This window comes from Klebsiella sp. KP20-425-1 (assembly GCF_025813515.1).
GTDB lineage: Bacteria > Pseudomonadota > Gammaproteobacteria > Enterobacterales > Enterobacteriaceae > Klebsiella > Klebsiella pneumoniae.
In genome coordinates, this window is sequence record NZ_CP109614.1 from 1,384,047 (window position 1) to 1,407,602 (window position 23,556).

Here is a 23,556-nt window from a genome sequence, read left to right on the forward strand (position 1 = left end):
ATCATGCCAGCATTAGATTTGATTCGACCCTCGGTTACCGCGATGCGCGTGATTGCCTCGGTGAATGACGGTTTCGCGCGCGAGCTTAAATTACCGTCGCATATACGTAGCCTCGGACTCATCACGGCAGATTCTGACGATGTGACGTATATTGCCGCCGACGAAGCGACAAAGCAGGCGATGGTGGAGGTGGTCTATGGCCGCTCCCTCTACGCCGGCGCGGCCCATGGTCCGTCGCCTACCGCCGGCGAAGTACTGATCATGCTTGGCGGCCCGAACCCGGCGGAAGTTCGCGCCGGGCTGGATGCCATGATGGCGCATATTGAAGGTGGGGCGGCATTCCAGTGGGCTAACGACGCGCAAGATACCGCCTTTCTGGCGCACGTGGTGTCGCGTACCGGCTCTTATCTTTCATCGGCCGCTGGCATCGCGTTGGGCGATCCGATCGCTTATCTGGTGGCGCCGCCGCTGGAGGCGACGTTTGGTATCGATGCGGCGATGAAGTCGGCCGACGTTCAGCTGGTGACCTACGTCCCGCCGCCATCGGAAACCAACTATTCGGCCGCCTTTTTGACGGGAAGCCAGGCCGCCTGTAAAGCCGCCTGCAATGCCTTTACCGATGCCGTTCTCGATATTGCCCGTCATCCTGTACAGCGTGCGTAATGGAGGGAGCGATGATCAATGCGCTGGGATTGCTCGAAGTGGAGGGCATGGTCGCGGCTATAGACGCTGCGGATGCCATGCTTAAGGCGGCCAATGTGCGCCTGCTTAGTCATGAAGTGCTCGACCCGGGCAGGTTAACGCTGGTGGTGGAGGGCGACCTGGCGGCCTGCCGCGCCGCGCTGGATGCCGGGGCCGCCGCTGCCCGGCGGACCGGCTGCGTGATCAGCCGTCGGGAAATTGGCCGCCCGGAAGAGGATACCCAGCGGCTGATCGGCGGTTTTCAGCCACCGCCGCCAGCGCCCATGCCGCCTGCTGACCCGGCTTCATCGGAAGCCTTACTGACGCTGCTGGCTTCAGTTCGTCAGGGCATGACGGCCGGCGAGGTCGCCGCGCATTTTGCCTGGCCGCTGGATAAGGCCCGCCAGGCGCTGGAGCAGCTCTTTTCCGCAGGGACGCTACGAAAACGCAGTAGCCGCTATCGTCTCAAAAATCCATAACCTGTCGGAGGTGCCGGGAGCGGCTTGCCCCCGGCTTTAACGATTATGAAAAAGCGTCGTTCTGCAAATTTGCACCATCTCTGTTGCGAGGCGTTGCCGGAAGACACCAGGCTGACGCCTCAGGTTGAAATTGACAATATTCATCAACGACACACAACCGATGTGTATGAGCACGCCCTGACCATTACCGCCTGGCAACAGATCTACGATCAGCTGCATCCGGGGCAGTTTCGCGGCGAATTTACCGAAATCCTGCTCGATGAGATCCAGGTCTTCCGCGAATATACCGGGCTGGCGCTGCGCCAGTCCTGCCTGGTCTGGCCGAACTCCTTCTGGTTTGGCATTCCGGCGACCCGGGGAGAACAAGGTTTTATCGGCTCGCAGTGTCTGGGCCGGGCAGAAATCGCCACCCGTCCCGGCGGTACGGAGTTCGAGCTCAGCACGCCGGATGATTACACCATTCTCGGGGTAGTGATTTCGCAGGAGGTGATTGCGCGTCACGCCAGTTTCCTGCACCACCCGGAACGGGTGCTACATATGCTACGCAACCAGTCAGCGCTGGCGGTCCGCGAGCCGCATAAGGCCGCGCTGTGGGGGTTTGTCCAGCAGGCGCTGGCCACCTTTAGCGAGCATCCGGATACCCTTCATCAGCCGGCCGTGCGTAAAGTCCTGCGGGATAATCTGTTGCTGGCGATGGGCACGATGCTGGAAGAAGCGCAGCCGATGGTAAGTGCAGAGAGCGTCAGCCACCAGAGCTACCGCCGCCTGCTGGCGCAGGCGCGCGAATATGTGCTGGAAAACAGCGCGGAGCCGTTAACCGTTCTCGATCTGTGCCAGCAGCTGTACGTCAGCCGTCGCACCTTGCAAAACGCCTTCCATGCAATACTGGGGATTGGTCCTAACGCCTGGCTCAAACGGATCCGCCTGAACGCCGTGCGTCGGGAGCTGATAAGCCCCTGGTCAGAGCGCGAGACGGTCAAGGAGGCGGCCATGCAGTGGGGATTCTGGCATTTGGGGCAGTTCGCCACCGACTATCAGCAGCTGTTTGCTGAGAAACCGTCGATGACGCTGCACCATCGCCTGCGCCAGTGGGTGTGAGGGAAGAGACTCCGCTACCGGGTGGCCAGCCGCCATCCGGCCGTTACAGCCAGTCGCGCACCTGAATAAACTCGCTCAGCGCCGCCTCGGGGCTGCCGGGCTCGGGCTGATAATCATATTCCCAGCGCACCAGCGGTGGCATCGACATCAGAATCGACTCCGTACGCCCGCCGGTCTGCAGACCGAACAGGGTGCCGCGGTCCCAGACCAGATTGAACTCGACATAGCGGCCGCGACGGTAGAGTTGAAAGTGGCGCTCGCGTTCGCCGTACGGCGTGGCATTCCGGCGTTCGACGATAGGTAAATAGGCGTCAGCATAGCCGTTCCCGACCGCCTGCATAAAGGCGAAGCAGTGGTCAAAATCCGGGGTGTTCAGGTCGTCAAAGAACAGACCGCCGATGCCGCGCTGCTCCTGGCGGTGCTTGAGATAGAAGTAATCATCGCACCATTTTTTATAGCGCGGATAGACTTCCTCGCCGAACGGCAGACACAGATCGCGGGCGGTACGATGCCAGTGGACGGCATCCTCTTCAAAGCCGTAGTAAGGGGTTAAATCAAAGCCGCCGCCGAACCACCACACCGGGTCGGCGCCAGGCTTTTCGGCAATAAAGAACCGCACGTTGGCATGGCTGGTGGGCACGTAGGGGTTCAGCGGATGAACCACCAGCGAGACGCCCATGGCTTCAAAACTGCGTCCGGCCAGCTCCGGGCGGTGCGCGGTGGCGGAGGCAGGCATGGCGTCGCCATGGACGTGGGAAAAGTTGACCCCCGCCTGCTCGAACACCCGGCCTTCGCGCAGCACCCGGCTGCGTCCGCCGCCACCGCCTTCCCGCTGCCAGGCATCTTCAATAAACGGCGCGCCATCCACGGCGCTCAGCTGCTGACAGAGGTTGTCCTGGAGCTGGAGCAGAAAAGTTTTTACCTGCGCGGCATCGGGTTTCATTAACGTCTCTTCGAATGGGCTTTCTGGTTATCGAACCAGTGGAAATAGCTGATAATGCCGTTGGCAATCGCGGTGGCGATTTTCTGCCGGAAGGCGGTGGTGCCGAGCAGTTTCTCCTCGTTCGGGTTGGTGATAAACGAGGTTTCCACCAGCACAGACGGTATGGATGGTGACTTCAGCACCACGAACGCCGCCTGCTCGGTATTGCGGCTGTGCAGCTTATGTACCGGCTTGATCTTTTTCAGGATATGCGAGCCCAGCGTCAGGCTGTTTTTGATGGTGTCGGTCTGCACCAGATCGAACAGTACCTGCTGCAGCAGATGGTCTTTATCCGTCGCTTTCTTACCGGCGACCTCATCGGCGCGGTTTTCGCGATCGGAGAGGTATTTCGCCATGGCGCTACTGGCGCCGCGGTTTGACAGGGCGAACACCGAGGCGCCGGCGGCGCTCGGGTTGGTAAAACCATCGGCGTGGATTGACATAAACAGATCGGCGCCGTGCTGATGGGCGATCTCCACGCGGTCGTACAGCGGGATAAAGGTATCGCCGGTGCGGGTCAGGCGGGCGTCGATGCCGTTGCTGCGCAAAATGCTGCGCACGTTCTTAGCGATCGCCAACACCACATGCTTCTCTTTCGAGCCGTTATGGCCGATAGCGCCGGTATCGATGCCGCCGTGGCCCGGATCTAACATTACAATCCGGCGACCCCCGGCCTTTTTGGCGGCGGGTTTGCTATGTCCATTTGACGTTTTCAGTGGCTGTTCTTTTGCGCTGACCTGTGAGGCGACGCCGCTCAGCGTCATCGCAGCCAGCCCGGCTTTCAGCACCTGACGGCGCGAAGCAAGTATTTTTAAGGGTTTAAAAGTGCTCATTCGGCCTGAATTGTAAACAAGTGATGTCCAATGTTATATCGTATCGCGTTTGCCGTTACGACCATTCAAAATAAGAATTGTTTTACTTTTCATTTCAATACATGACAAAGTCATATTATGCCATTTTTTGTCGCTGATTTCGCCTGATATTGGCTATCAGTTATATTCGCGCCATAATCACTGTTTTTAACCGTCAATGGTGGGGAATACCATGGAGATTCGCGTTTTTCGCCAGCAGGATTTCGAAGAGGTTGTGACGCTGTGGGAGCGCTGCGATCTGCTGCGCCCGTGGAACGATCCGGAGATGGATATTGAGCGCAAGCTGAATCACGACGTCAGCCTGTTTCTGGTGGCGGAAGTGAATGGCGAAGTGGTCGGCACAGTGATGGGCGGATATGACGGTCATCGCGGATCGGCCTATTATCTCGGCGTCCATCCGGAATATCGCGGCCGGGGTATCGCGAACGCGCTGCTCAACCGTCTGGAGAAAAAGCTGATTGCCCGCGGCTGCCCGAAAATCAACATTATGGTCCGTGAAGACAACGACGTGGTGCAGGGAATGTACGAGCGGTTGGGCTATGAGTACGCCGATGTCCTGACCCTGGGCAAGCGCCTGATCGAAGATGAAGAATACTGAGTTTATCCCCGCCGATTTTGATGCCCATGGCCGTCTGCGCCTGCCTTTGCTTTTCTGGTGCGTGCTGTTGTTGCAGGCCCGCACGTGGGTGCTGTTTTTGATGGCCGGCGCATCGCGCCAGCAGGGCGACGCGATTCTTAATCTGTTCTATCCCGATCACGAGCGCTTCTGGCTTGGTTTACTGCCAGGCGTGCCGGCGGTGCTGGCCTTTCTGCTTAGCGGCTATCGTCAGCGCCTGCCGCGCCTGTGGCGGGCGATGCGCTGGCTGCTGGTGCTATCGCAAGTGCTGCTGTTGCTGTGGCAGCCGATGCTATGGCTGAGCGGCGAATCTCCCTCCTCGTTGACCATTGCGCTGCTGGTCGCGGATGGCTATGCCCTGTGGTGGCTGTTAACCAGCCGTCGCCTGGGCGCCTGTTTTCACCAGACCACCTTTTAATGGCACTTTTTGCCGATCGTGAACTCCAACATGCGTTGAATGACTCAGAAAGGATTGAGATATGAAATCGCTACGTGTAATGCTCTGTGCACTTCCGCTGGCGCTGACCGGCTGCTCCACGATGAGCGCAGTCAACTGGTCGGCGGCCTATCCGTGGAACTGGTTTGGCGCTTCCACCGAGGTGACCGAGCAGGGAGTGGGTAAACTGACGGCTTCCACGCCGCTCAATGAACAGGCGATTAGCGATGCGCTGGGCAGCGACTACCGTTTACGCAGCGGAATGAAGACCGATAAGGGCAATATCGTCCACTACTTTGAAGCGCTGAAAAACAACAGCGTGGCGCTGACCATCAATGGCGACAACGGTGCTATCAGCCGGATTGACGTGCGTGATGCGGATATCAAAACCGCCAGCGGCGTGAAAATCGGCACACCGTTTAGCGACCTGTACAGCAAAGCCTTCGGCAACTGCCAGAAAGGCAGCCATGACAACGGGGCGGTCGTCGAGTGTCAGGCCGAGGGGAGCCAGCATATCAGCTATGCCTTCACTGGCCACTGGAGCGGTCCGGACGAGCTGATGCCCTCCGACGATACGCTGAAAAACTGGAAGGTCAGCAAGATTATCTGGCGTCGCTAAATTGATCTGAAGAGACACGACAGCTCTGAAAAACGGTTACAATGGCGCGTTAGCAACGCGACAGCGTTGTGGTTGCATCATTTCAGGAGGAGCGATGTCTCAGGTTCAGAGCGGCATTTTGCCGGAACATTGCCGCGCGGCGATTTGGATTGAAGCCAATCTCAAAGGGGACGTTAACGCCCTACGCGAAGCGAGCAAAATTTTTGTCGATAACGTGGCCACCTTCCAGGCTAAATTCCCCGACGCCAAACTCGGTGCGGTGGTGGCGTTCGGCAATAACGTCTGGCGTCAGCTGAGCGGCGGCGAAGGGGCGGATGAGTTAAAAGATTTCCCGGTCTATGGCAAAGGGCTGGCGCCGTCCACCCAGTATGACCTGCTGATTCATATTTTATCCGCCCGTCATGAAGTTAACTTCTCGGTGGCGCAGGCCGCGCTGGCCGCCTTTGGCGACGCTATCGACGTGAAAGAAGAGATCCACGGCTTCCGCTGGGTGGAAGAGCGTGACCTCAGCGGCTTCGTCGATGGCACCGAAAACCCGGCGGGGGAAGAAACCCGCCGCGAAGTGGCGGTCATTAAAGACGGCGTGGATGCGGGCGGCAGCTACGTGTTCGTCCAGCGCTGGGAGCATAATCTCAAACAGCTGAACCGCATGAGCGTGCCGGATCAGGAGATGATGATCGGCCGTACTAAAGACGCTAACGAAGAGATCGATGGCGATGAACGTCCGGTCACGTCGCACCTGAGCCGCGTGGACTTAAAAGAAGATGGCAAAGGGTTGAAAATCGTCCGTCAGAGCCTGCCGTACGGCACCGCCAGCGGCACCCATGGCCTCTATTTCTGCGCCTACTGCGCGCGCCTGTATAACATCGAGCAGCAGCTGCTGAGCATGTTTGGCGATACCGACGGTAAACGCGACGCGATGCTGCGCTTCACCAAACCGGTGACCGGCGGGTATTACTTCGCGCCGTCGCTGGAGCGTATCCAGGCGCTGTAATTTTTCCCCTCACCCTAACCCTCTCCCCAAAGGGGAGAGGGGACGGTAAGGTGCGGCTATGGAATCTGCGTGCGGATTCTTTTACTCCCTCTCCCTCAGTCAGAGGGGAGGGGGGAGGCGACTCAGGCGCTTCAAGTATCCCCTCCATCACCGCATCACCATGCTCTTCAAACTCATTATTCCAGAAGCGTAAAACTCGCCATCCCTCGCTCTGTTGCCAGAGGGTGCGGCGTCATCGTGTTGGCCGCCGTCCAGTCCAATCGCCAGCCGTATTGCGCAGCAGGCGAAATCGAGAATATAGGGGCCAACGGGGTGCTGACGGCGAAACGTGTCGCTAGCAAAACGGCGGTTGCCCAGTAAGTACCCTGGTCGACGTTCTGCGGGCGTTAAGCTACGTCTGAGCTGACGAGCAAATATCTGTGTGTTTTTCATATAAACACAGTGCACGCCTGGCTGCCGTTTGTCACAATGACCCGTCTAATCTGCGAGCCGCTTTCAGCTAAGCTTTGCCAGTTGCTTATTCCCTTTTCGACTTCCAAATCGCCAAACGGTATATAAAACCGTTACTCCTTTCGTACCCGTTATAAATATGATGATCATCAGAAAATGTTCAACGTTGATAAGGGTGCGCAATGGCCGTTAAATCACTGAAAAAAGGATATCTGGCGCTGGCGGCTTCCATGCTGCTGGTGGCGCAGGCGCAGGCGACGGAGCTGCTGAACAGCTCCTATGATGTCTCCCGCGAGCTGTTTGCCGCCCTTAACCCGCCTTTTGAGCAGCAGTGGGCGAAAGACAATGGCGGGGACAAGCTGACCATCAAGCAGTCGCATGCCGGTTCATCCAAGCAGGCGCTGGCTATTTTGCAGGGCCTGAAGGCGGACGTGGTCACCTACAACCAGGTGACGGACGTGCAGATCCTGCATGACAAAGGCAACCTGATCCCGGCCGACTGGCAAAGCCGTCTGCCGAACAACAGCTCACCGTTCTATTCGACGATGGGTTTCCTGGTGCGTAAAGGCAATCCGAAAAACATTCATGACTGGAACGACCTGGTTCGCTCTGACGTCAAGCTGATCTTCCCGAACCCGAAAACCTCGGGTAACGCCCGATACACCTACCTGGCGGCATGGGGCGCGGCGGATAAAGCCGATGGCGGCGATAAAGCTAAAACCGAACAGTTTATGACTCAGTTTCTCAAGAACGTCGAAGTCTTTGACACCGGCGGGCGCGGAGCGACCACCACCTTCGCCGAGCGCGGCCTCGGCGATGTGCTGATTAGCTTCGAATCGGAAGTGAACAATATTCGCAAGCAGTATGAGGCGCAGGGATTTGAAGTGGTTATCCCGAAAACCAACATTCTGGCGGAGTTCCCGGTGGCCTGGGTCGATAAAAACGTCAAAGCCAATGGCACGGAAAAGGCGGCGAAAGCCTACCTGAACTGGCTCTATACGCCACAGGCCCAAACTATCATTACCGACTACTACTATCGGGTAAACAACCCGAAAGTGATGGATGCTCTGAAGGATAAATTCCCACAGACCGAGCTGTTCCGCGTGGAAGATAAGTTTGGCTCCTGGCCTGAGGTGATGAAAACCCACTTCGCCAGCGGCGGCGAACTGGACAAACTGCTGGCGGCGGGGCGTAAGTAATGTTTGCTGTGTCGTCCAAGCGCGTGCTGCCGGGTTTTACCCTGAGCCTTGGCACCAGCCTGCTGTTTGTCTGTCTGATTTTGTTATTACCGCTCAGCGCGTTGGTGATGCAGCTGGCGCAGATGAGTTGGGCGCAGTACTGGGATGTGATCACCAACCCGCAGGTGGTGGCTGCCTATAAGGTGACGCTGCTGTCGGCGTTTGTGGCCTCGATTTTTAACGGCGTCTTTGGTCTGCTGATGGCCTGGATCCTGACCCGCTATCGTTTTCCGGGCCGCACGCTGCTGGATGCCTTAATGGACCTGCCGTTTGCGCTGCCGACGGCGGTAGCCGGTCTGACCCTGGCCTCGCTGTTTTCGGTGAACGGTATTTACGGGGAATGGCTGGCGAAGTTCGATATTAAAGTCACCTATACCTGGCTCGGCATCGCCGTGGCGATGGCCTTCACCAGCATCCCGTTTGTGGTACGCACCGTGCAGCCGGTGCTGGAAGAGTTGGGGCCCGAGTATGAGGAAGCGGCGGAAACGCTGGGTGCCACGCGCTGGCAGAGTTTCCGCAAGGTGGTGCTGCCGGAGCTGTCGCCGGCGCTGCTGGCGGGCATTGCTCTGTCGTTTACCCGCAGCCTCGGCGAATTCGGCGCGGTGATTTTTATCGCCGGCAACATCGCGTGGAAGACGGAAGTGACGTCGCTGATGATCTTTATTCGTCTGCAGGAGTTTGACTATCCGGCGGCGAGCGCCATCGCCTCGGTGATCCTGGCCGCCTCACTGCTGCTGCTGTTTTCCATCAATACCCTGCAGAGTCGCTTTGGTCGACGCGTGGTAGGTCACTAATGGCGGAAGTTACTCAATTGAAACGCTACGACGCGCCCCGTATCAACTGGGGAAAATGGTTTCTGATTGGCGTCGGGATGCTGGTCTCCGCCTTCATCCTTGTGGTGCCGATGCTCTACATCTTTATCCAGGCCTTCAGCAAAGGATTGATGCCGGTGCTGGAAAACCTGGCGAACCCGGACATGCTGCATGCCATCTGGCTGACGGTGATGATTGCGTTGATTACCGTACCGGTGAACCTGGTGTTCGGTACCTTGCTGGCCTGGCTGGTGACACGTTTTACCTTTCCGGGGCGCCAGCTGCTGCTGACGTTGCTGGATATCCCGTTCGCCGTCTCGCCGGTGGTGGCCGGTCTGGTGTATCTGCTGTTTTACGGCTCTAACGGTCCGCTGGGCGGCTGGCTTGACGCGCATAATCTGCAAATCATGTTCGCCTGGCCGGGCATGGTGCTGGCGACCATCTTTGTTACCTGTCCGTTTGTGGTGCGTGAGCTGGTGCCGGTGATGATGAGTCAGGGCAGTCATGAAGATGAGGCCGCGGTGCTGCTGGGCGCGTCCGGCTGGCAGATGTTCCGCCGGGTGACGTTGCCCAATATTCGCTGGGCGCTGCTGTACGGCGTGGTGCTGACCAACGCCCGCGCCATCGGCGAGTTTGGCGCGGTGTCGGTGGTTTCCGGCTCGATCCGCGGCGAAACGCTGTCGCTGCCGCTGCAAATTGAACTACTGGAGCAGGATTACAACACCGTCGGCTCGTTTACCGCCGCCGCCCTGCTGACGTTAATGGCTATTCTGACCCTGTTTTTAAAGAGTATGTTGCAATGGCGTCTGGCCAATCAGAAAGAACGCGCGCAACAGGAGGGAAATCATGAGCATTGAGATTGCCAATATTAAGAAATCGTTTGGTCGCACCCAGGTGCTGAATGATATCTCGTTGGATATCCCTTCCGGACAAATGGTTGCGCTGCTGGGGCCCTCGGGCTCCGGAAAAACCACCCTGCTGCGAATTATCGCCGGTCTGGAGCATCAGACCAGCGGTCATATCCGCTTCCACGGTACCGACGTCAGTCGGATGCACGCTCGCGACCGTAAAGTGGGCTTCGTTTTCCAGCACTATGCTCTGTTCCGCCATATGACGGTGTTCGATAACATCGCCTTTGGCCTGACCGTGCTGCCGCGCCGCGAACGCCCCAATGCGGCGGCGATTAAAGCCAAGGTGACCAAACTGCTGGAGATGGTGCAGCTGGCCCATCTGGCGGATCGCTATCCGGCGCAGCTGTCCGGAGGCCAGAAGCAGCGCGTGGCGCTGGCGCGCGCCCTGGCGGTGGAGCCGCAAATTTTGCTGCTGGATGAACCTTTCGGTGCGCTGGATGCGCAGGTGCGTAAAGAGCTGCGCCGCTGGCTGCGTCAGCTGCATGAAGAGCTGAAATTCACCAGCGTGTTCGTCACCCACGATCAGGAAGAGGCGATGGAAGTTGCCGACCGGGTGGTGGTCATGAGCCAGGGCAACATCGAACAGGCCGATGCCCCGGAGCGCGTATGGCGTGAGCCGTCTACCCGTTTCGTGCTGGAGTTTATGGGGGAAGTGAACCGCCTGCAGGGTGTCATCCGCGGTGGACAGTTCCACGTCGGCGCCCACCGCTGGCCGTTAGGCTATACCCCGGCATACCAGGGGCCAGTGGACCTGTTCCTGCGCCCATGGGAAGTGGACATCAGCCGGCGGACCAGCCTGGATTCGCCGCTGCCGGTGCAGGTCCTGGAGGCCAGTCCGAAAGGGCACTACACCCAATTAGTCGTTCAGCCTCTGGGGTGGTATGACGAACCGCTGAGCGTGGTGTTAACGGGCGATGAGGCGCCGTCCCGCGGCGAACGGCTGTTCGTCGGGCTGCAAAACGCGCGGTTGTACAACGGTACCGAGCGTATCGAGCCGCGCGGCGAGCTTGCTCTGGCGGAGTCGGCCTGATAGCTTAAATCAATGTGCTTTTGCCGGGTGAGGCTCTGCTTACCCGGTCTGGAATTATCACGCGTCTGCCAGGCCGGGTAAGCGAAGCGCCGCCCGGCTTTTTTATTGAGTAAAAATCGTGAATACACTCGAACAAACCATCGGCAATACCCCACTGGTCAAACTTCAGCGTCTGGGACCGGACAACGGCAGCGAAGTGTGGGTCAAACTCGAAGGCAATAATCCGGCCGGCTCGGTGAAAGATCGCGCCGCGCTGTCGATGATCGTCGAAGCGGAAAAGCGCGGCGAAATTCAGCCCGGCGACGTGCTGATCGAAGCGACCAGCGGCAACACCGGTATTGCGCTGGCGATGATCGCCGCGCTGAAAGGCTACCGGATGAAGCTGCTGATGCCCGACAACATGAGCCAGGAGCGTCGGGCCGCGATGCGCGCTTACGGCGCCGAGCTTATCCTGGTCAGCAAAGAGCAAGGGATGGAGGGGGCCCGCGACCTGGCTCTGGAAATGGCCCAGCGCGGAGAAGGCAAACTGCTCGATCAGTTTAACAACCCGGATAACCCCTACGCCCACTACACCACCACCGGCCCGGAAATCTGGCAGCAGACCGCGGGGCGTATCACCCACTTTGTCTCCAGTATGGGGACCACCGGCACCATTACCGGCGTGTCACGTTTTCTGCGTGAACAGAGTAAACCGGTGACCATTGTTGGCCTGCAGCCGGAGGAGGGGAGCAGTATTCCCGGGATCCGCCGCTGGCCGGCAGAGTATATGCCGGGGATCTTTAACGCTTCTCTGGTGGATACGGTGCTGGATATTCATCAGCAGGATGCCGAGAACACCATGCGTCAGCTGGCGGTGCGGGAAGGCATTTTCTGCGGCGTCAGTTCGGGCGGTGCGGTAGCGGGCGCGTTACGCATAGCCCGCGAAAATCCTGGCGCGGTGGTGGTGGCGATTGTCTGCGATCGCGGCGATCGTTACCTTTCCACCGGCGTGTTCGGCGAAGAACACTTTAGCCAGGGGGCGGGCATTTAATCATCAAGCAGGTCGGTGCCGTAGGAGTTATCGACGGTGCACAGCCAGCGTTCGCCCTGCTTCTGAAAGACATAGGTGGCGCGTCGCGTAACCTGGGATATCCCGTCCGCCGTCGGGATATCCAGCCGGGTCTCCATAATCACCAGCGCATTGCCGCCGCCTTCAATAACCTCCATTTTCCCCTGAGTCACCACCAGTCGGTGCTGGAAATAGTCGGCAATGGCGATAAAGGCTTTGCGGATATTCTCTTTCCCTCTGACCACCATGCCCGGTTTGACGACCAGCGCGGCGTCTTCTGCGTAATAACTCATCAGGGTATCGTAATCTTCCTGCGAGATAGCGCGATCGCAGGCTTCAATGACCGCTTTCAGTGCCGGGTCAGCGTGATGCATCTCTGGTGCTCCTTGTTGTGAGCGATTTGTCCGCCTCGGCGATCAGGGCATGCAGGTAAGACTAGCCTGCTGTCGTTTATTTTTCATTAATTTGTCGGCAGCTGCCATCACTCCCCGATACGTTCGGTGGACTGCCTGCGTCAGGGGGCGTCTAAGGCCTGCGCAATATCGGCCGCCAGGCGGGAAATCTCAGCGTCACTCAGACGGCCCAGCGACAGGCGTAGCCCGTGGGAGGGCGTCCGGATGCCAAACACCTCTCCCTCCCGGACCAGCCAGCCGGCGCGGGCCAGGCGTAAGGCGTAGGGCTGGCTCGCCGCTGTCAGCGGCAGCCAGAAATTGAGGCCATCCCCTGGCGTAGCATGGCTGAAGCCGTGCCGGGCCAGCGCCGCCGCCAGTTTCTCATTCTGCTGGCGATAGTGACGACGGGTCTCCGTCATCGAGGCGATAAACGCCTCGTCGGTCAGGCAGGCCAGCGTCAGGTCCTGCAGCAGATGGCTGACCCACTGGCTGCCGGCGTTAAGCCGCAGGCGCAGCGCCGCTGAAGTAGCGGCATCGCTGGCGATAAAGGCCAGCCGTAGGTCTGGTCCGAGGGTTTTTGACATCGAGCGCACCAGCGCCCAGCGTTGGGTGCTTGCAGGAAGAGGGGAGTGCCATGGCGTGGCCGACAGCAGGGCAAAATGGTCATCAACAATCGCCAGTACCTGCGGATAGCGGGCTAGCACCTCCCGCAGGGCATGCGCCCGGGTTTCCGTCAGGCTACAGCCGGTAGGATTATGCGCGCGCGGGGTTAAGATCACCGCCCGTGCGCCGTTGCGTAACGCCTCCTCCAGGCCGTCAGGATCCATCCCTTCGGCATCCACCGCCACCGGGCAGGGGGTAAAACCGGCGTAACGCACCATATTGATGCTGCTGAGAAAACAGGGATCTTCCACCACAACGCCGTCGCCGGGGAGCAGCAGAGCGCACAGCAGGCGCTCCAGGGCGTCTATCGCCCCGCTGGCGAGATTCACCGCAAAGGGAACGGCTATCTCTCTGGCAAACCACGCCTCGGCCCATTGGCCAAGCCGCGGCTCGATGGGCGCATCGCCATACAGGCGGGGCGTGCGGGCAATCTGGCCCAGATAGCGGGGTAAATCAGGCAGTCTGGCCGGATCCGGATTGCCGCTGGAGATATCGTTCAGCGGGGTCGTTGGGTCACCACCCTCCAGCGCCGGCAGTGTGTCCCGCGCTTTAATGGCTGTACCGTTGCGTCCCTGACTGACGGCCAGCCCGGAGGTCACCAGCCGTTTATAGGCGGCGGCGACAGTGTTGCGATTCACTGCAAGCTGGCTGGCGAGCTCACGTACCGGCGGCAGAACCTCTCCGGGCTGCAACCCGCCGCTCTGCACCAGATGGCGGATGTTATCGAAGATTTCGCTGGCGGTTTTTCCGGCTAACATTATTGACCTATGACAAAATGGAATTTAGCATAGGACGAATCATAATCAGTGCGTGACCCGCTGTCCAGCGGGGGGAGAAAAGATGGGCCAGCAGGATGATATACAATCAGTGCTCTTTCACGACAAAAGCCGGGCGTCGGAAGTGGATATCGTCGCCGTGCAGTCGCAGGTAGTCTATGGCAGCGTCGGCAACAGCATCGCGGTTCCGGCGATTAAACAGCATGGTCTGCGCGTGCTGGCGGTGCCGACGGTGCTGTTCAGTAATACGCCCCATTATGAGACGTTCTATGGCGGCATTATTCCGGAAGAGTGGTTTGTCGGGTATCTGCAGGCGCTGGAGGAGCGCGACGCGCTGCGCGAACTGCGTGCGGTCACCACCGGCTATATGGGCAGCGCTGTGCAAATCGAACGCCTGGCGCAGTGGCTGACGCGCGTACGGGCCCGCCATCCCGGGTTATGCATTCTGGTGGATCCGGTCATCGGCGATGTCGACAGCGGCATCTATGTCAAGGCTGAGATCCCGGACGCCTATCGTCAGCACCTGCTGCCGCTGGCGCAAGGGATCACCCCCAATCTGTTCGAACTGGAGACGCTGAGCGGCCAGCGCTGTCGCGATCGGCAGGAGGCGGTCGCCGCGGCGCGAAGCCTGCTGTCGGACACCCTCAAATGGGTGGTGATCACCAGCGCGCCGGGAGAGGCCGATTCGACGATCAATGTGCTGGTGGTGACGGCCGATGCAGTGGAAGTGGTGGTTCACCCGCGGGTGGAGACAGACTTAAAAGGAACCGGCGATCTGTTCTGCGCGGAGCTGGTGAGCGGGTTGCTTTCCGGCCTGGCGCTGGGGGCAGCGACGCAGGCTGCTGCCCAGCGCGTGCTGGAGGTGATGAACTGGACTGCCGCCCAGGGTTGTGACGAATTGATCCTACCGCCGCTGGAGCAAAGCAGATGAAAAGCTATCGGTTAGTGATCCGCCAGCAGGGACGCATTGTTGGTCATTTTGATACGACAGGTGAGGCGGCGCTGGAGGATGCCTGCGTGGCGCGGTCGCTGTTCGGCCTGGCCGGTGGATATCAGTGCGAACTGCTGGTCGCTGACAGCGAGCGGCGAATTCTGGAGAGCACCCCGGAGGGATTGCGCGTCTTGTCTCGCGAGAAGTGCTATCGACCGGTAACCTGCGCGGTATAAAAAAAAATGGCGCCTTTCGGCGCCATTTTTATGCAGCAAGCATTACTTCTTGATGCGGATTACCGGGGTTTCACCCACGGTCACGCTACCGGACAGTTTGATCAGCTCTTTGATCTCGTCCATGTTGGAGATAACCACCGGCGTCAGAGTCGACTTGGCTTTCTCTTCCAGCAGCGGCAGATCAAATTCGATAACCGGATCGCCGACTTTCACGCGCTGACCTTCTTCCGCGATACGCTTGAAGCCTTCGCCTTTCAGTTCAACGGTATCAATACCGAAGTGAACGAACAGCTCGATGCCGCTATCAGATTCAATAGAGAACGCGTGGTTGGTTTCGAAAATTTTACCAATGGTACCGTCTACCGGCGCGACCATTTTGTTGCCAGTCGGTTTGATGGCAATCCCATCGCCCACAATTTTTTCCGCAAAAACCACATCCGGCACGTCTTCAATGTTGACGATCTCACCGGAGAGGGGAGCAACAATCTCAATAGTTCCGGTGTCTTTCTTGTCATCAGAAACCAGAGATTTCAATTTATCAAACAAACCCATGATCTTCTCCTAAGCAGTAATTTGGGCCGCGCATCTCGTGGATTAGCAGATTGTTTTTTCTTCAATGAACTTGTTAACCAGCGTCATTAACTCGTCCGTTGTCGGTTGAGCAAGAGCCTGCTCTGCTAATACTTTCGCATCTTCGAAGTTCGTATTACGAATAATCTTCTTGATGCGCGGGATGGAAATGGCGCTCATAGAGAATTCGTCCAGCCCCATACCCAGCAACAGAAGTGTAGCACGTTCATCGCCCGCAAGCTCACCGCACATGCCAGTCCATTTACCTTCAGCGTGAGAAGCATCAATAACTTGCTTAATCAGATTCAGTACAGACGGTGACATCGGCTGGTAAAGATGTGAAATCATATCATTACCACGGTCAACTGCCAGAGTATATTGCGTTAAATCATTGGTGCCGATACTAAAGAAATCAACTTCTTTGGCCAGATGACGAGCAATAGTCGCCGCAGCCGGTGTTTCCACCATCACGCCGATCTCAATGGATTCGTCAAATGCTTTACCTTCGTCACGCAGTTCCTGTTTGTAGATTTCGATCTCTTTCTTCAGCGCACGCACTTCTTCAACAGAGATGATCATCGGGAACATAATGCGCAGCTTACCGAAAGCGGAGGCACGCAGGATGGCGCGAACCTGGTCGCGCAGGATCTCTTTACGATCCATCGCGATACGCACGGCACGCCAGCCGAGGAACGGGTTCTCTTCTTTCGGGAAGTTCATGTACGGCAGCTCTTTGTCGCCGCCGATATCCATGGTACGGACGATAACGGCCTGAGAGCCACAGGCCTCAGCCACCGCTTTATAGGCCGCAAACTGTTCTTCCTCAGTTGGCAGCGCGTCACGGTCCATGAACAGGAATTCGGTACGATACAGACCTACGCCTTCGGCGCCGTTGCGCTCAGCACCTTCGACATCGCGAACGGTACCAATGTTGGCGCAGACTTCAACCTGATGGCCGTCGAGGGTAATCGCCGGCAGATCTTTCAGTTTCGCCAGTTCGGCTTTTTCTTCCGCAACCTGAGCCTGCAGACTACGCAGCGCTTCAATTTGCTCGTTAGACGGGTTGATCAGAACCTGGTTGTTCACCGCGTCGAGAATCAGATAGTCGCCGTTTTTCACCTGCGCCGTGATGCTGCCGGTGCCCACGATGGCCGGCAATTCCAGGGAACGCGCCATGATAGAGGTGTGGGAGGTACGACCGCCCGCATCGGTGATGAAACCCAGCACTTTTTTCAGGTTCAGCTGTGCGGTTTCAGACGGGGTCAGATCGGCGGCGACGAGGATGACTTCATCCTGAATCGCACTCAGATCGATGATTGCCAGACCAAGGATGTTGCGCAGCAGGCGCTTACCGATATCACGTACGTCAGCCGCACGTTCTTTCAGGTATTCATCATCCAGCTCTTCCAGGGCAGTGGCCTGACCGTCGATAACTTCATTGGCTGCCGCGTCGGCAGTCATGTGCTTATCTTTAATCAGGGCTATGATTTCCTGCTCAAGCTCCTCATCTTCCAGCAGCATAATATGCCCTTCGAAGATGGCTTCTTTTTCTTCACCGAAAGTTTCACCAGCTTTGGTTTTGATGACCTCCAGCTGGGCGGAGGCCTTGGCGCGGCCGCTCAGGAAACGTTCGACTTCCTGATCAACCTTATCGGCAGAAATTTTCTTCCGGTCGATGACAATTTCATCTTCCTTCAGCAGCAATGCTTTGCCGAAGGCGATACCCGGGGATGCTAAAATGCCTGAAATCATAACCCTACCTTACTTGTGACTGATATGAAAAAGAACCCGTGAACTTACTCGAGTTCAGCCATCAGTTTAACCAGATGCTCAACAGCTTTCTGCTCATCTTCGCCTTCAGCGGAGAGGGTCACTACGGTGCCCTGGGTCAGGCCCAGAGTCTGCAGTTTGAACAGGCTTTTGGCGCTGGCGCTTTTGCCGTTGGAGGTTACAGTGATCTCAGAAGTGAAGCCTTTAGCTTCTTTAACAAACTGAGCAGCAGGGCGGGTGTGCAGACCGTTCGGAGCGGTAATGGTAACTTCTTGCTGGAACATTATATTTCCCCAACTTATAGGTTTAGTGTTGTGGACCTAAAGTCTAGTCTAACGACTCGACTTTAGCCTGTATTGTTAGCGCCGGCGTTACGTTTCCGGCCTTGGCGTCGGCAGCGCCTGGCGCTGCGAAGACCTGCGGGCCATTGACGTCTAGCACGTCATTAAACATTATGCCGCGAAAGGAAGACTTGAACCAAATCATAAAATCGATTCAGCTGGCGGAAATCCTCTTCTGAATAATTTCGCGCATCAAAATAAATGTGCTGGTTAAATACCAGACCCTACGAGGTGAATCAATGCCAGGAGGGGTAAAACTTTGACGTGTGCCACAAAAAAGCACCCGAAAAGGTGCTTTTTTACACATTATTTACAAGCTGGCACTACTGTTGCAGCTCTTTCTCAGTGAAGAGATCGGCGAACAGCGCGGTGCTTAAATAACGCTCACCTGAGGAAGGCAGGATAACCACAATATTCTTATTGGTAAAGGCCTCATCTTCCTGCAGCTTCAGCGCGGCTGCAACGGCGGCCCCGGAAGAGATACCCGCCAGGATGCCTTCTTCTTCCATCAGGCGGCGCGCCGTGGAGATAGCTTCCTCGTTGGTAATGCCGATCACTTTGTCGACCAGCTTCAGATCCAGGTTGCCAGGAATGAAGCCGGCGCCGATACCCTGAATTTTGTGCGGACCCGGCTTGAGCTCTTCCCCCGCCAGCGCCTGGGCGATCACCGGGGAATCGGTCGGTTCAACAGCGACGGTGATCAGATCTTTTTTACCTTTGGTGTTTTTGATATAGCGGCTGACGCCGGTCAGCGTTCCGCCGGTACCTACGCCGGAGATAAACACATCCACCTGACCATCGGTATCTTCCCAGATTTCCGGGCCGGTAGTCTTCTCGTGGATTTCCGGGTTAGCCGGGTTGCTGAACTGCTGCAGCAGCAGGAATTGTTCCGGGTTGCTGGCGACAATCTCTTCCGCTTTCTGGATAGCGCCTTTCATGCCTTTGGCGCCTTCGGTCAGCACCAGGTTGGCGCCCAGGGCTTTCAGCAGCTTACGACGCTCGATGCTCATGGTTTCCGGCATGGTTAGCGTCAGTTTGTAGCCGCGGGCCGCCGCCACGTAGGCGAGGGCGATACCGGTGTTGCCGCTGGTCGGCTCGACCAGTTCCACGCCAGGTTTCAGAACGCCGCGCTTTTCAGCATCCCAGATCATATTGGCGCCGATACGGCATTTTACGCTAAAGCTCGGGTTACGAGATTCTACCTTTGCCAGGATACGGCCATTACCGATGCGGTTCAGTCGTACCAGCGGCGTATGACCGATAGTCAGGGAGTTGTCTTCAAAAATCTTACTCATGGCCCGTCCTTAACTGTATGAAATTTGGGGGTACGGCATCAGCATACCCGCTTAAAGAATATGCGGAAGTAAGGATTTAGCATATCTATATGCGGAAGGGAAATAATGATAAGCAAGAAGGAATAAGCGCGATATAAGGGAGCGGCCTTTGCCGCCCCCAAGTGAAGGTGTTACCGCTATTTCCAGCTGGCGTGTCTATCGCGATAGCAATCGACCCACATGGCGGTGGCGCCGCAGATAGCCACCGGGAGGATCACCAGGTTTAACACCGGGATCATTGTGAACAGGCTGGTGAGCGCCCCAAACTGCATATTCATCACTTTGCGACTGCGCAGCGCTTCGCGCATGGTTTTGAAGGGAACCTTGTGATTATCAAAGGGATAATCACAGTATTGAATCGCCAGCATCCATGCGCTGAACAGGAACCAGAGTACCGGGGCTACCGTCTGGCCAACGCCGGGAATAAAGTAGAGCAGCAACAGCACGATGGCGCGCGGCAGATACCAGGCCAGCTTCTGCCACTCACGCTTCATAATCCGCGGAATATCTTTCATGATGCCAAAGACGCCGACGTCCGGCGGGGTAGCGCCGGTCAGGCGCGCTTCCAGCTGTTCCGCCAGCAGGCCGCTGAACGGCGCGGCTATCCAGTTGGCGATCGTCGAAAAGAAGTAGCCAAACACCAGCAGGATTGAGAGCACTACCACCGGCCACAGCAGGTAGTTTAGCCACTGCAGCCAGTCCGGCACATGGCTCATCAGCGAGGGGATCCAGCTGCCGAGACGGGTAAACAGCCACCAGAAGGCAGCGCCCATCAGCAGCACGTTAACCAGTAAAGGCAGGAAGACATAACGCCGTATGCCCGGCAGCCCGATGAGTTTCCAGCCCTGCGAAAAATAATAAACGCCGCTGCGCGGGGTCGGTGCGGATGATGAAACCATAGCCAGGCATTGCTCCTTTTTTAACATCCGGTGTGAATGCTCGCTTATTTTATCGGGTCGTCAGACAATAACCAGTTAGGAAATGTTCGAAAAAACAGCAAAAAGCACGATTTAGTTCATCTTTATGTGGTGAAAGCGACCGACGCACTTGCACTTGAGGTAATCGGCAAATACTCTTAGTGAGTAAATGTTTGCCGTGGTGGCAAGGTGTTAGAACAACAGAGAATATAATGATGCAGGATTTGCGTCTGATATTAATCATTGTTGGCGCGATCGCCATAATCGCTTTACTGGTACATGGTTTCTGGACCAGCCGTAAAGAACGTTCTTCGATGTTTCGCGATCGCCCACTGAAACGTATGAAGTCGCGCGACGATGAGTCGGAAAACGACGACTTTGATGATAATGTTGAAGGCGTAGGAGAAGTCCGCGTTCATCCGGTGACTCACGCCCCGCACGGCGCGCATGGGGAGCATGAAGCCCCTCGTCAGGCGCCGCAGCACCAGTACCAGCCGCCTTACGAGCGCCAGATGCAGCAGCCTGCGCGTCCTGAAGAACCGGTTCGCCAGCCGCCGCAGCCGCCGCGCCAGGCCCCGGTTCCACCGCAGCAACAGCCTGCGCCGCATGCGGCTCCGCAGACTGGCTGGCAACAGCCGCAACCTGCGCAGCCGCCCGTACAACCGCAACACCAGCCGCAGCCTGTTGTGCAGCAGCCTGTCGCGCCGCAACCGGTGACGCCGACCGTCGCTCAGCCGCAGCCAGCCGCCCCGCAGCAGCCTGCGCCACAGCCTGTTGCCGCGTCGCAGCCCGCCGTCGCGGAACCGCAGCCGGTAGAGCCGCAGCAGCCCGCCGCGCCGCAGCCGAAAGAGCGCAAAGAGACGGTCATTGTGATGAACGTCGCCGCGCATCATGGCGCCCAGCTTAACGGTGAAGTGCTGATCAACAGTATCCAGCAGGCCGGCTTTAAGTTTGGTGAAATGAATATTTTCCACCGCCACCTAAGTCCGGACGGCAGCGGTCCGGTGTTGTTCAGTCTGGCCAACATGGTGAAACCGGGAACCTTCAATCCGGACAGCATGGCGGATATGATGACCCCTGGGGTGACTATCTTTATGCAGGTCCCTTCCTACGGCGATGAACTGCAGAACTTCAAGCTGATGCTGCAGTCTGCGCAGTATATCGCTGACGAAGTGGGCGGCGTGGTGCTTGACGATCAGCGTCGCATGATGACGCCGCAAAAACTGCGTGAATACCAGGATCGTATTCGCGAAGTGAAAGACGCGAACGCCTGACGTTCCGCGTTAACTCAATCCTTTCTCAACCCCCGCCTGTCGGGGGTTTTTTATCATTGATGGTGTGATATGGAACCAATCGAACAACAACTGACTGAACTGCGAACCACGCTTCGCCATCATGAATATCTGTACCACGTTATGGACGCGCCGGAAGTGCCGGATGCGGAATATGACCGCCTGATGCGCAAGCTGCGCGAGCTGGAGAGCCAGCACCCGGAGCTGATTACCCCGGATTCGCCAACACAGAGGGTGGGGGCGGCGCCACTCACCGCCTTTAGCCAGATCCGCCATGAAGTGCCGATGCTGTCGCTGGATAACGTGTTTGACGAAGAGAGCTTTCTCGCCTTCAACAAGCGGGTACAGGATCGCCTGAAAAGCACAGATCATCTTACCTACTGCTGCGAGCTTAAGCTCGACGGCCTCGCGGTGAGCATTCTCTATGAAAACGGCGTGTTGGTGCAGGCGGCAACCCGCGGCGACGGCACCACCGGCGAAGATATTACCTCTAACGTGCGAACTATTCGCGCCATCCCCCTCAAGCTGCATGGCGAGAATATTCCTGCACGCCTTGAGGTACGTGGGGAAGTGTTCCTCCCGCAGGCCGGGTTTGAAAAAATCAATGAGGAAGCTCGCCGCACCGGCGGGAAAGTGTTTGCTAACCCGCGTAATGCGGCTGCGGGTTCGTTGCGCCAGCTCGATCCGCGCATCACTGCGAAGCGACCGCTTACTTTCTTCTGCTACGGCGTGGGCGTGCTGGAGGGCGGCGAGCTGCCGGCCAGCCACTCGGCTCGGTTGCTGCAGTTCAAAGCATGGGGGCTGCCGGTGAGCGATCGCGTCACCCTGTGCCACACCCCCGAGGAAGTGCTTACTTACTATCGTAAAGTCGAGGAAGAGCGTCCCCACCTGGGCTTTGACATTGATGGCGTGGTGATCAAAGTCGATTCGCTGGCGCTGCAGGAACAGCTGGGTTTCGTCGCCCGCGCGCCGCGCTGGGCCGTGGCCTTTAAGTTCCCGGCACAGGAGCAGATGACCTTCGTCCGGGACGTGGAGTTCCAGGTGGGCCGCACCGGGGCGATTACGCCGGTGGCGCGTCTGGAGCCGGTCCATGTTGCCGGCGTGTTGGTGAGCAATGCCACCCTGCATAATGCCGATGAAATTGAACGCTTAGGCTTGAAAATCGGCGACAAGGTGGTGATTCGCCGGGCAGGCGATGTGATCCCGCAGGTGGTTAACGTGGTGCTTTCCGAGCGTCCGGCGGATGCCCGGGATGTCGTCTTCCCGACCCACTGTCCTGTATGTCAGTCAGACGTTGAACGGGTGGAAGGCGAGGCGGTAGCCCGCTGTACGGGCGGCCTGATCTGCGGCGCGCAGCGCAAAGAGTCGCTCAAGCACTTCGTCTCCCGTCGCGCGCTCGACGTTGACGGCATGGGCGACAAGATCATCGACCAGCTGGTGGAGAAAGAGTACGTCCATACCCCGGCGGATCTGTTCCGGCTGACGGCGGGGAAACTGACCGGGCTGGATCGGATGGGGCCGAAGTCCGCGCAAAACGTAGTCAACGCCCTCGAGAAAGCCAAAGAGACGACCTTCGCACGCTTCCTCTACGCCTTAGGTATTCGCGAGGTAGGAGAAGCGACGGCGGCGGGCCTGGCGGCGCATTTCGGCACTCTCGAAGCCCTGGAGCAGGCTTCCATTGAGGAGCTACAGAAAGTCCCTGATGTCGGCATCGTCGTCGCTACCCATACCTTCAACTTCTTTGCCGAAGAGAGCAACCGCGATGTCATTGCGCAACTGCTGGCGGAGGGGGTTCGCTGGCCTGCGCCAGTGGTGGTGAAGGCGGAAGAGATTGATAGCCCGTTTGCAGGCAAAACCGTGGTCCTTACCGGCAGCCTCAGCCAGCTGTCGCGCGATGACGCCAAAGCGCGTCTGGTGGCGCTGGGGGCGAAGGTGGCAGGCAGCGTGTCGAAGAAAACCGACCTGGTGATTGCCGGCGAAGCGGCGGGGTCTAAGCTGGCGAAAGCGCAGGAGCTGGGCATCGAGGTGATTGACGAAGCCGAAATGATGCGTCTGCTGGGAGAATAAC

26 protein-coding genes are annotated in these 23,556 nt (G+C 57.9%); 16 read left to right on the forward strand and 10 right to left on the reverse strand.

The annotated features are described in order from the left end of the window. Nucleotides 1–3: 3 nt before the first annotated feature. From eutL to eutR, 3 genes are read left to right on the forward strand one after another with little or no spacing between them, the layout of a single operon-like run. A complete protein-coding gene (eutL, locus tag OHJ17_RS06805; protein ID WP_004174905.1) occupies nt 4–663 on the forward strand; it encodes an ethanolamine utilization microcompartment protein EutL in 660 nt (219 codons plus the stop codon). Between the two features lie 11 nt (nt 664–674). Further along, entirely contained in the window at nt 675–1,160 is a 486-nt protein-coding gene (eutK, locus tag OHJ17_RS06810; RefSeq protein ID WP_004174907.1) for an ethanolamine utilization microcompartment protein EutK, read from the forward strand. 45 nt (nt 1,161–1,205) lie between these two features. Further along, entirely contained in the window at nt 1,206–2,258 is a 1,053-nt protein-coding gene (eutR, locus tag OHJ17_RS06815) for an HTH-type transcriptional regulator EutR (protein ID WP_002913642.1), read from the forward strand. A 43-nt stretch (nt 2,259–2,301) separates the two neighbouring features. Here the strand turns inward: eutR and hemF are convergent, their stop codons facing one another. Then, on the reverse strand, nt 2,302–3,201 hold the full coding sequence (hemF, locus tag OHJ17_RS06820; protein ID WP_032433413.1) for an oxygen-dependent coproporphyrinogen oxidase: 900 nt from the start codon (nt 3,199–3,201) through the stop codon (nt 2,302–2,304). Beyond that, entirely contained in the window at nt 3,201–4,073 is an 873-nt protein-coding gene (amiA, locus tag OHJ17_RS06825; RefSeq protein ID WP_002913639.1) for an N-acetylmuramoyl-L-alanine amidase AmiA, read from the reverse strand. The genes hemF and amiA overlap by 1 nt, the downstream gene beginning before the upstream one ends. A gap of 211 nt (nt 4,074–4,284) precedes the next feature. On the opposite strand from amiA, the gene OHJ17_RS06830 reads away from it, so the two are divergent. From OHJ17_RS06830 to OHJ17_RS06845, 4 genes are all read left to right on the forward strand, one after another. Next, nucleotides 4,285–4,710, forward strand: a complete 426-nt coding sequence (locus OHJ17_RS06830; RefSeq protein WP_002913637.1) for a GNAT family acetyltransferase — start codon at nt 4,285–4,287, stop codon at nt 4,708–4,710. Next, a complete protein-coding gene (locus OHJ17_RS06835; RefSeq protein ID WP_002913635.1) occupies nt 4,697–5,146 on the forward strand; it encodes a DUF2919 domain-containing protein in 450 nt (149 codons plus the stop codon). Before OHJ17_RS06830 ends, OHJ17_RS06835 begins: the two co-directional genes overlap by 14 nt. Before the next feature lie 61 nt (nt 5,147–5,207). Beyond that, the gene (locus tag OHJ17_RS06840; protein ID WP_002913630.1) at nt 5,208–5,783 is read left to right on the forward strand and encodes an RpoE-regulated lipoprotein; all 576 of its coding nucleotides are present in this window, start codon (nt 5,208–5,210) and stop codon (nt 5,781–5,783) included. 94 nt (nt 5,784–5,877) lie between these two features. Next, nucleotides 5,878–6,777, forward strand: coding sequence for a Dyp-type peroxidase (locus OHJ17_RS06845; RefSeq protein ID WP_004145614.1), 900 nt, complete (start codon nt 5,878–5,880; stop codon nt 6,775–6,777). Nucleotides 6,778–6,924: 147 nt separating this feature from the next. On the opposite strand, the gene OHJ17_RS06850 is transcribed toward OHJ17_RS06845, so the two are convergent. Next, a complete protein-coding gene (locus OHJ17_RS06850) occupies nt 6,925–7,209 on the reverse strand; it encodes an endonuclease domain-containing protein (protein WP_349815783.1) in 285 nt (94 codons plus the stop codon). A 200-nt stretch (nt 7,210–7,409) separates the two neighbouring features. Between OHJ17_RS06850 and cysP the strand changes: the two genes are divergently transcribed. The 5 genes from cysP to cysM all read left to right on the forward strand — a co-directional run bounded on the left by cysP (nt 7,410) and on the right by cysM (nt 12,248). Next, nucleotides 7,410–8,426, forward strand: coding sequence for a thiosulfate/sulfate ABC transporter substrate-binding protein CysP (gene cysP / locus OHJ17_RS06855; RefSeq protein ID WP_002913628.1), 1,017 nt, complete (start codon nt 7,410–7,412; stop codon nt 8,424–8,426). Continuing rightward, nucleotides 8,426–9,259, forward strand: coding sequence for a sulfate/thiosulfate ABC transporter permease CysT (cysT, locus tag OHJ17_RS06860; RefSeq protein ID WP_002913626.1), 834 nt, complete (start codon nt 8,426–8,428; stop codon nt 9,257–9,259). Before cysP ends, cysT begins: the two co-directional genes overlap by 1 nt. After that, nucleotides 9,259–10,134, forward strand: coding sequence for a sulfate/thiosulfate ABC transporter permease CysW (cysW, locus tag OHJ17_RS06865; protein WP_002913625.1), 876 nt, complete (start codon nt 9,259–9,261; stop codon nt 10,132–10,134). The genes cysT and cysW overlap by 1 nt, the downstream gene beginning before the upstream one ends. After that, nucleotides 10,124–11,218, forward strand: a complete 1,095-nt coding sequence (gene cysA / locus OHJ17_RS06870; RefSeq protein ID WP_002913623.1) for a sulfate/thiosulfate ABC transporter ATP-binding protein CysA — start codon at nt 10,124–10,126, stop codon at nt 11,216–11,218. Before cysW ends, cysA begins: the two co-directional genes overlap by 11 nt. Nucleotides 11,219–11,336: 118 nt before the next feature. Beyond that, nucleotides 11,337–12,248, forward strand: coding sequence for a cysteine synthase CysM (gene cysM / locus OHJ17_RS06875; RefSeq protein WP_004145610.1), 912 nt, complete (start codon nt 11,337–11,339; stop codon nt 12,246–12,248). On the opposite strand, the gene OHJ17_RS06880 is transcribed toward cysM, so the two are convergent. Together OHJ17_RS06880 and ptsJ are read right to left on the reverse strand one after the other, a co-directional pair. Beyond that, nucleotides 12,245–12,640, reverse strand: a complete 396-nt coding sequence (locus OHJ17_RS06880; RefSeq protein ID WP_004174913.1) for a YybH family protein — start codon at nt 12,638–12,640, stop codon at nt 12,245–12,247. The two genes, cysM and OHJ17_RS06880, sit on opposite strands and share 4 nt — an antisense overlap. A gap of 140 nt (nt 12,641–12,780) precedes the next feature. Continuing rightward, nucleotides 12,781–14,079 carry a MocR-like B6 salvage transcription factor PtsJ gene (ptsJ, locus tag OHJ17_RS06885; protein WP_016947274.1) on the reverse strand — a complete coding sequence of 433 codons (1,299 nt, stop codon included), beginning with the start codon at nt 14,077–14,079 and terminating at the stop codon, nt 12,781–12,783. 82 nt (nt 14,080–14,161) lie between these two features. Between ptsJ and pdxK the strand changes: the two genes are divergently transcribed. Together pdxK and OHJ17_RS06895 are read left to right on the forward strand one after the other, a co-directional pair. Beyond that, entirely contained in the window at nt 14,162–15,028 is an 867-nt protein-coding gene (gene pdxK / locus OHJ17_RS06890; protein ID WP_004174917.1) for a pyridoxine/pyridoxal/pyridoxamine kinase, read from the forward strand. Further along, nucleotides 15,025–15,264, forward strand: coding sequence for a hypothetical protein (locus OHJ17_RS06895; protein ID WP_002913605.1), 240 nt, complete (start codon nt 15,025–15,027; stop codon nt 15,262–15,264). Before pdxK ends, OHJ17_RS06895 begins: the two co-directional genes overlap by 4 nt. A gap of 42 nt (nt 15,265–15,306) precedes the next feature. Here the strand turns inward: OHJ17_RS06895 and crr are convergent, their stop codons facing one another. The 5 genes from crr to cysZ form a co-directional block, all read right to left on the reverse strand. Further along, a complete protein-coding gene (crr, locus tag OHJ17_RS06900) occupies nt 15,307–15,816 on the reverse strand; it encodes a PTS glucose transporter subunit IIA (RefSeq protein ID WP_000522253.1) in 510 nt (169 codons plus the stop codon). A gap of 42 nt (nt 15,817–15,858) precedes the next feature. Next, nucleotides 15,859–17,586: a phosphoenolpyruvate-protein phosphotransferase PtsI gene (gene ptsI, locus OHJ17_RS06905; RefSeq protein WP_002913506.1), complete on the reverse strand. Its 1,728-nt coding sequence runs from the start codon at nt 17,584–17,586 to the stop codon at nt 15,859–15,861. A 44-nt stretch (nt 17,587–17,630) separates the two neighbouring features. Further along, nucleotides 17,631–17,888, reverse strand: a complete 258-nt coding sequence (gene ptsH, locus OHJ17_RS06910) for a phosphocarrier protein Hpr (RefSeq protein WP_002913505.1) — start codon at nt 17,886–17,888, stop codon at nt 17,631–17,633. 380 nt (nt 17,889–18,268) lie between these two features. Next, complete coding sequence (gene cysK, locus OHJ17_RS06915; protein ID WP_002913498.1) at nt 18,269–19,240, reverse strand: cysteine synthase A; 972 nt, start codon at nt 19,238–19,240, stop codon at nt 18,269–18,271. A gap of 176 nt (nt 19,241–19,416) precedes the next feature. After that, the gene (cysZ, locus tag OHJ17_RS06920) at nt 19,417–20,178 is read right to left on the reverse strand and encodes a sulfate transporter CysZ (RefSeq protein WP_004174922.1); all 762 of its coding nucleotides are present in this window, start codon (nt 20,176–20,178) and stop codon (nt 19,417–19,419) included. Nucleotides 20,179–20,408: 230 nt separating this feature from the next. Between cysZ and zipA the strand changes: the two genes are divergently transcribed. Then, complete coding sequence (gene zipA / locus OHJ17_RS06925; protein WP_004180822.1) at nt 20,409–21,470, forward strand: cell division protein ZipA; 1,062 nt, start codon at nt 20,409–20,411, stop codon at nt 21,468–21,470. A 69-nt stretch (nt 21,471–21,539) separates the two neighbouring features. Beyond that, on the forward strand, nt 21,540–23,555 hold the full coding sequence (ligA, locus tag OHJ17_RS06930; RefSeq protein ID WP_004180820.1) for an NAD-dependent DNA ligase LigA: 2,016 nt from the start codon (nt 21,540–21,542) through the stop codon (nt 23,553–23,555). The last annotated feature ends 1 nt before the right edge of the window (nt 23,556 follow it).

Bases quoted from the DNA above. Each gene is read 5' to 3' on its own strand.
- OHJ17_RS06830 (WP_002913637.1), top strand. From the start codon at position 4,285: ATGGAGATTCGCGTTTTTCGCCAGCAGGATTTCGAAGAGGTTGTGACG.
- ptsH (WP_002913505.1), bottom strand. From the start codon at position 17,888: ATGTTCCAGCAAGAAGTTACCATTACCGCTCCGAACGGTCTGCACACC.
- OHJ17_RS06845 (WP_004145614.1), top strand. From the start codon at position 5,878: ATGTCTCAGGTTCAGAGCGGCATTTTGCCGGAACATTGCCGCGCGGCG.
- eutK (WP_004174907.1), top strand. From the start codon at position 675: ATGATCAATGCGCTGGGATTGCTCGAAGTGGAGGGCATGGTCGCGGCT.
- amiA (WP_002913639.1), bottom strand. From the start codon at position 4,073: ATGAGCACTTTTAAACCCTTAAAAATACTTGCTTCGCGCCGTCAGGTG.
- cysK (WP_002913498.1), bottom strand. From the start codon at position 19,240: ATGAGTAAGATTTTTGAAGACAACTCCCTGACTATCGGTCATACGCCG.
- OHJ17_RS06895 (WP_002913605.1), top strand. From the start codon at position 15,025: ATGAAAAGCTATCGGTTAGTGATCCGCCAGCAGGGACGCATTGTTGGT.
- OHJ17_RS06850 (WP_349815783.1), bottom strand. From the start codon at position 7,209: ATGAAAAACACACAGATATTTGCTCGTCAGCTCAGACGTAGCTTAACG.
- zipA (WP_004180822.1), top strand. From the start codon at position 20,409: ATGATGCAGGATTTGCGTCTGATATTAATCATTGTTGGCGCGATCGCC.
- OHJ17_RS06880 (WP_004174913.1), bottom strand. From the start codon at position 12,640: ATGCATCACGCTGACCCGGCACTGAAAGCGGTCATTGAAGCCTGCGAT.
- OHJ17_RS06840 (WP_002913630.1), top strand. From the start codon at position 5,208: ATGAAATCGCTACGTGTAATGCTCTGTGCACTTCCGCTGGCGCTGACC.
- eutL (WP_004174905.1), top strand. From the start codon at position 4: ATGCCAGCATTAGATTTGATTCGACCCTCGGTTACCGCGATGCGCGTG.
- ptsI (WP_002913506.1), bottom strand. From the start codon at position 17,586: ATGATTTCAGGCATTTTAGCATCCCCGGGTATCGCCTTCGGCAAAGCA.
- hemF (WP_032433413.1), bottom strand. From the start codon at position 3,201: ATGAAACCCGATGCCGCGCAGGTAAAAACTTTTCTGCTCCAGCTCCAG.
- ptsJ (WP_016947274.1), bottom strand. From the start codon at position 14,079: ATGTTAGCCGGAAAAACCGCCAGCGAAATCTTCGATAACATCCGCCAT.
- cysT (WP_002913626.1), top strand. From the start codon at position 8,426: ATGTTTGCTGTGTCGTCCAAGCGCGTGCTGCCGGGTTTTACCCTGAGC.
- crr (WP_000522253.1), bottom strand. From the start codon at position 15,816: ATGGGTTTGTTTGATAAATTGAAATCTCTGGTTTCTGATGACAAGAAA.
- pdxK (WP_004174917.1), top strand. From the start codon at position 14,162: ATGGGCCAGCAGGATGATATACAATCAGTGCTCTTTCACGACAAAAGC.
- cysA (WP_002913623.1), top strand. From the start codon at position 10,124: ATGAGCATTGAGATTGCCAATATTAAGAAATCGTTTGGTCGCACCCAG.
- cysZ (WP_004174922.1), bottom strand. From the start codon at position 20,178: ATGGTTTCATCATCCGCACCGACCCCGCGCAGCGGCGTTTATTATTTT.
- eutR (WP_002913642.1), top strand. From the start codon at position 1,206: ATGAAAAAGCGTCGTTCTGCAAATTTGCACCATCTCTGTTGCGAGGCG.
- OHJ17_RS06835 (WP_002913635.1), top strand. From the start codon at position 4,697: ATGAAGAATACTGAGTTTATCCCCGCCGATTTTGATGCCCATGGCCGT.
- cysP (WP_002913628.1), top strand. From the start codon at position 7,410: ATGGCCGTTAAATCACTGAAAAAAGGATATCTGGCGCTGGCGGCTTCC.
- cysW (WP_002913625.1), top strand. From the start codon at position 9,259: ATGGCGGAAGTTACTCAATTGAAACGCTACGACGCGCCCCGTATCAAC.
- ligA (WP_004180820.1), top strand. From the start codon at position 21,540: ATGGAACCAATCGAACAACAACTGACTGAACTGCGAACCACGCTTCGC.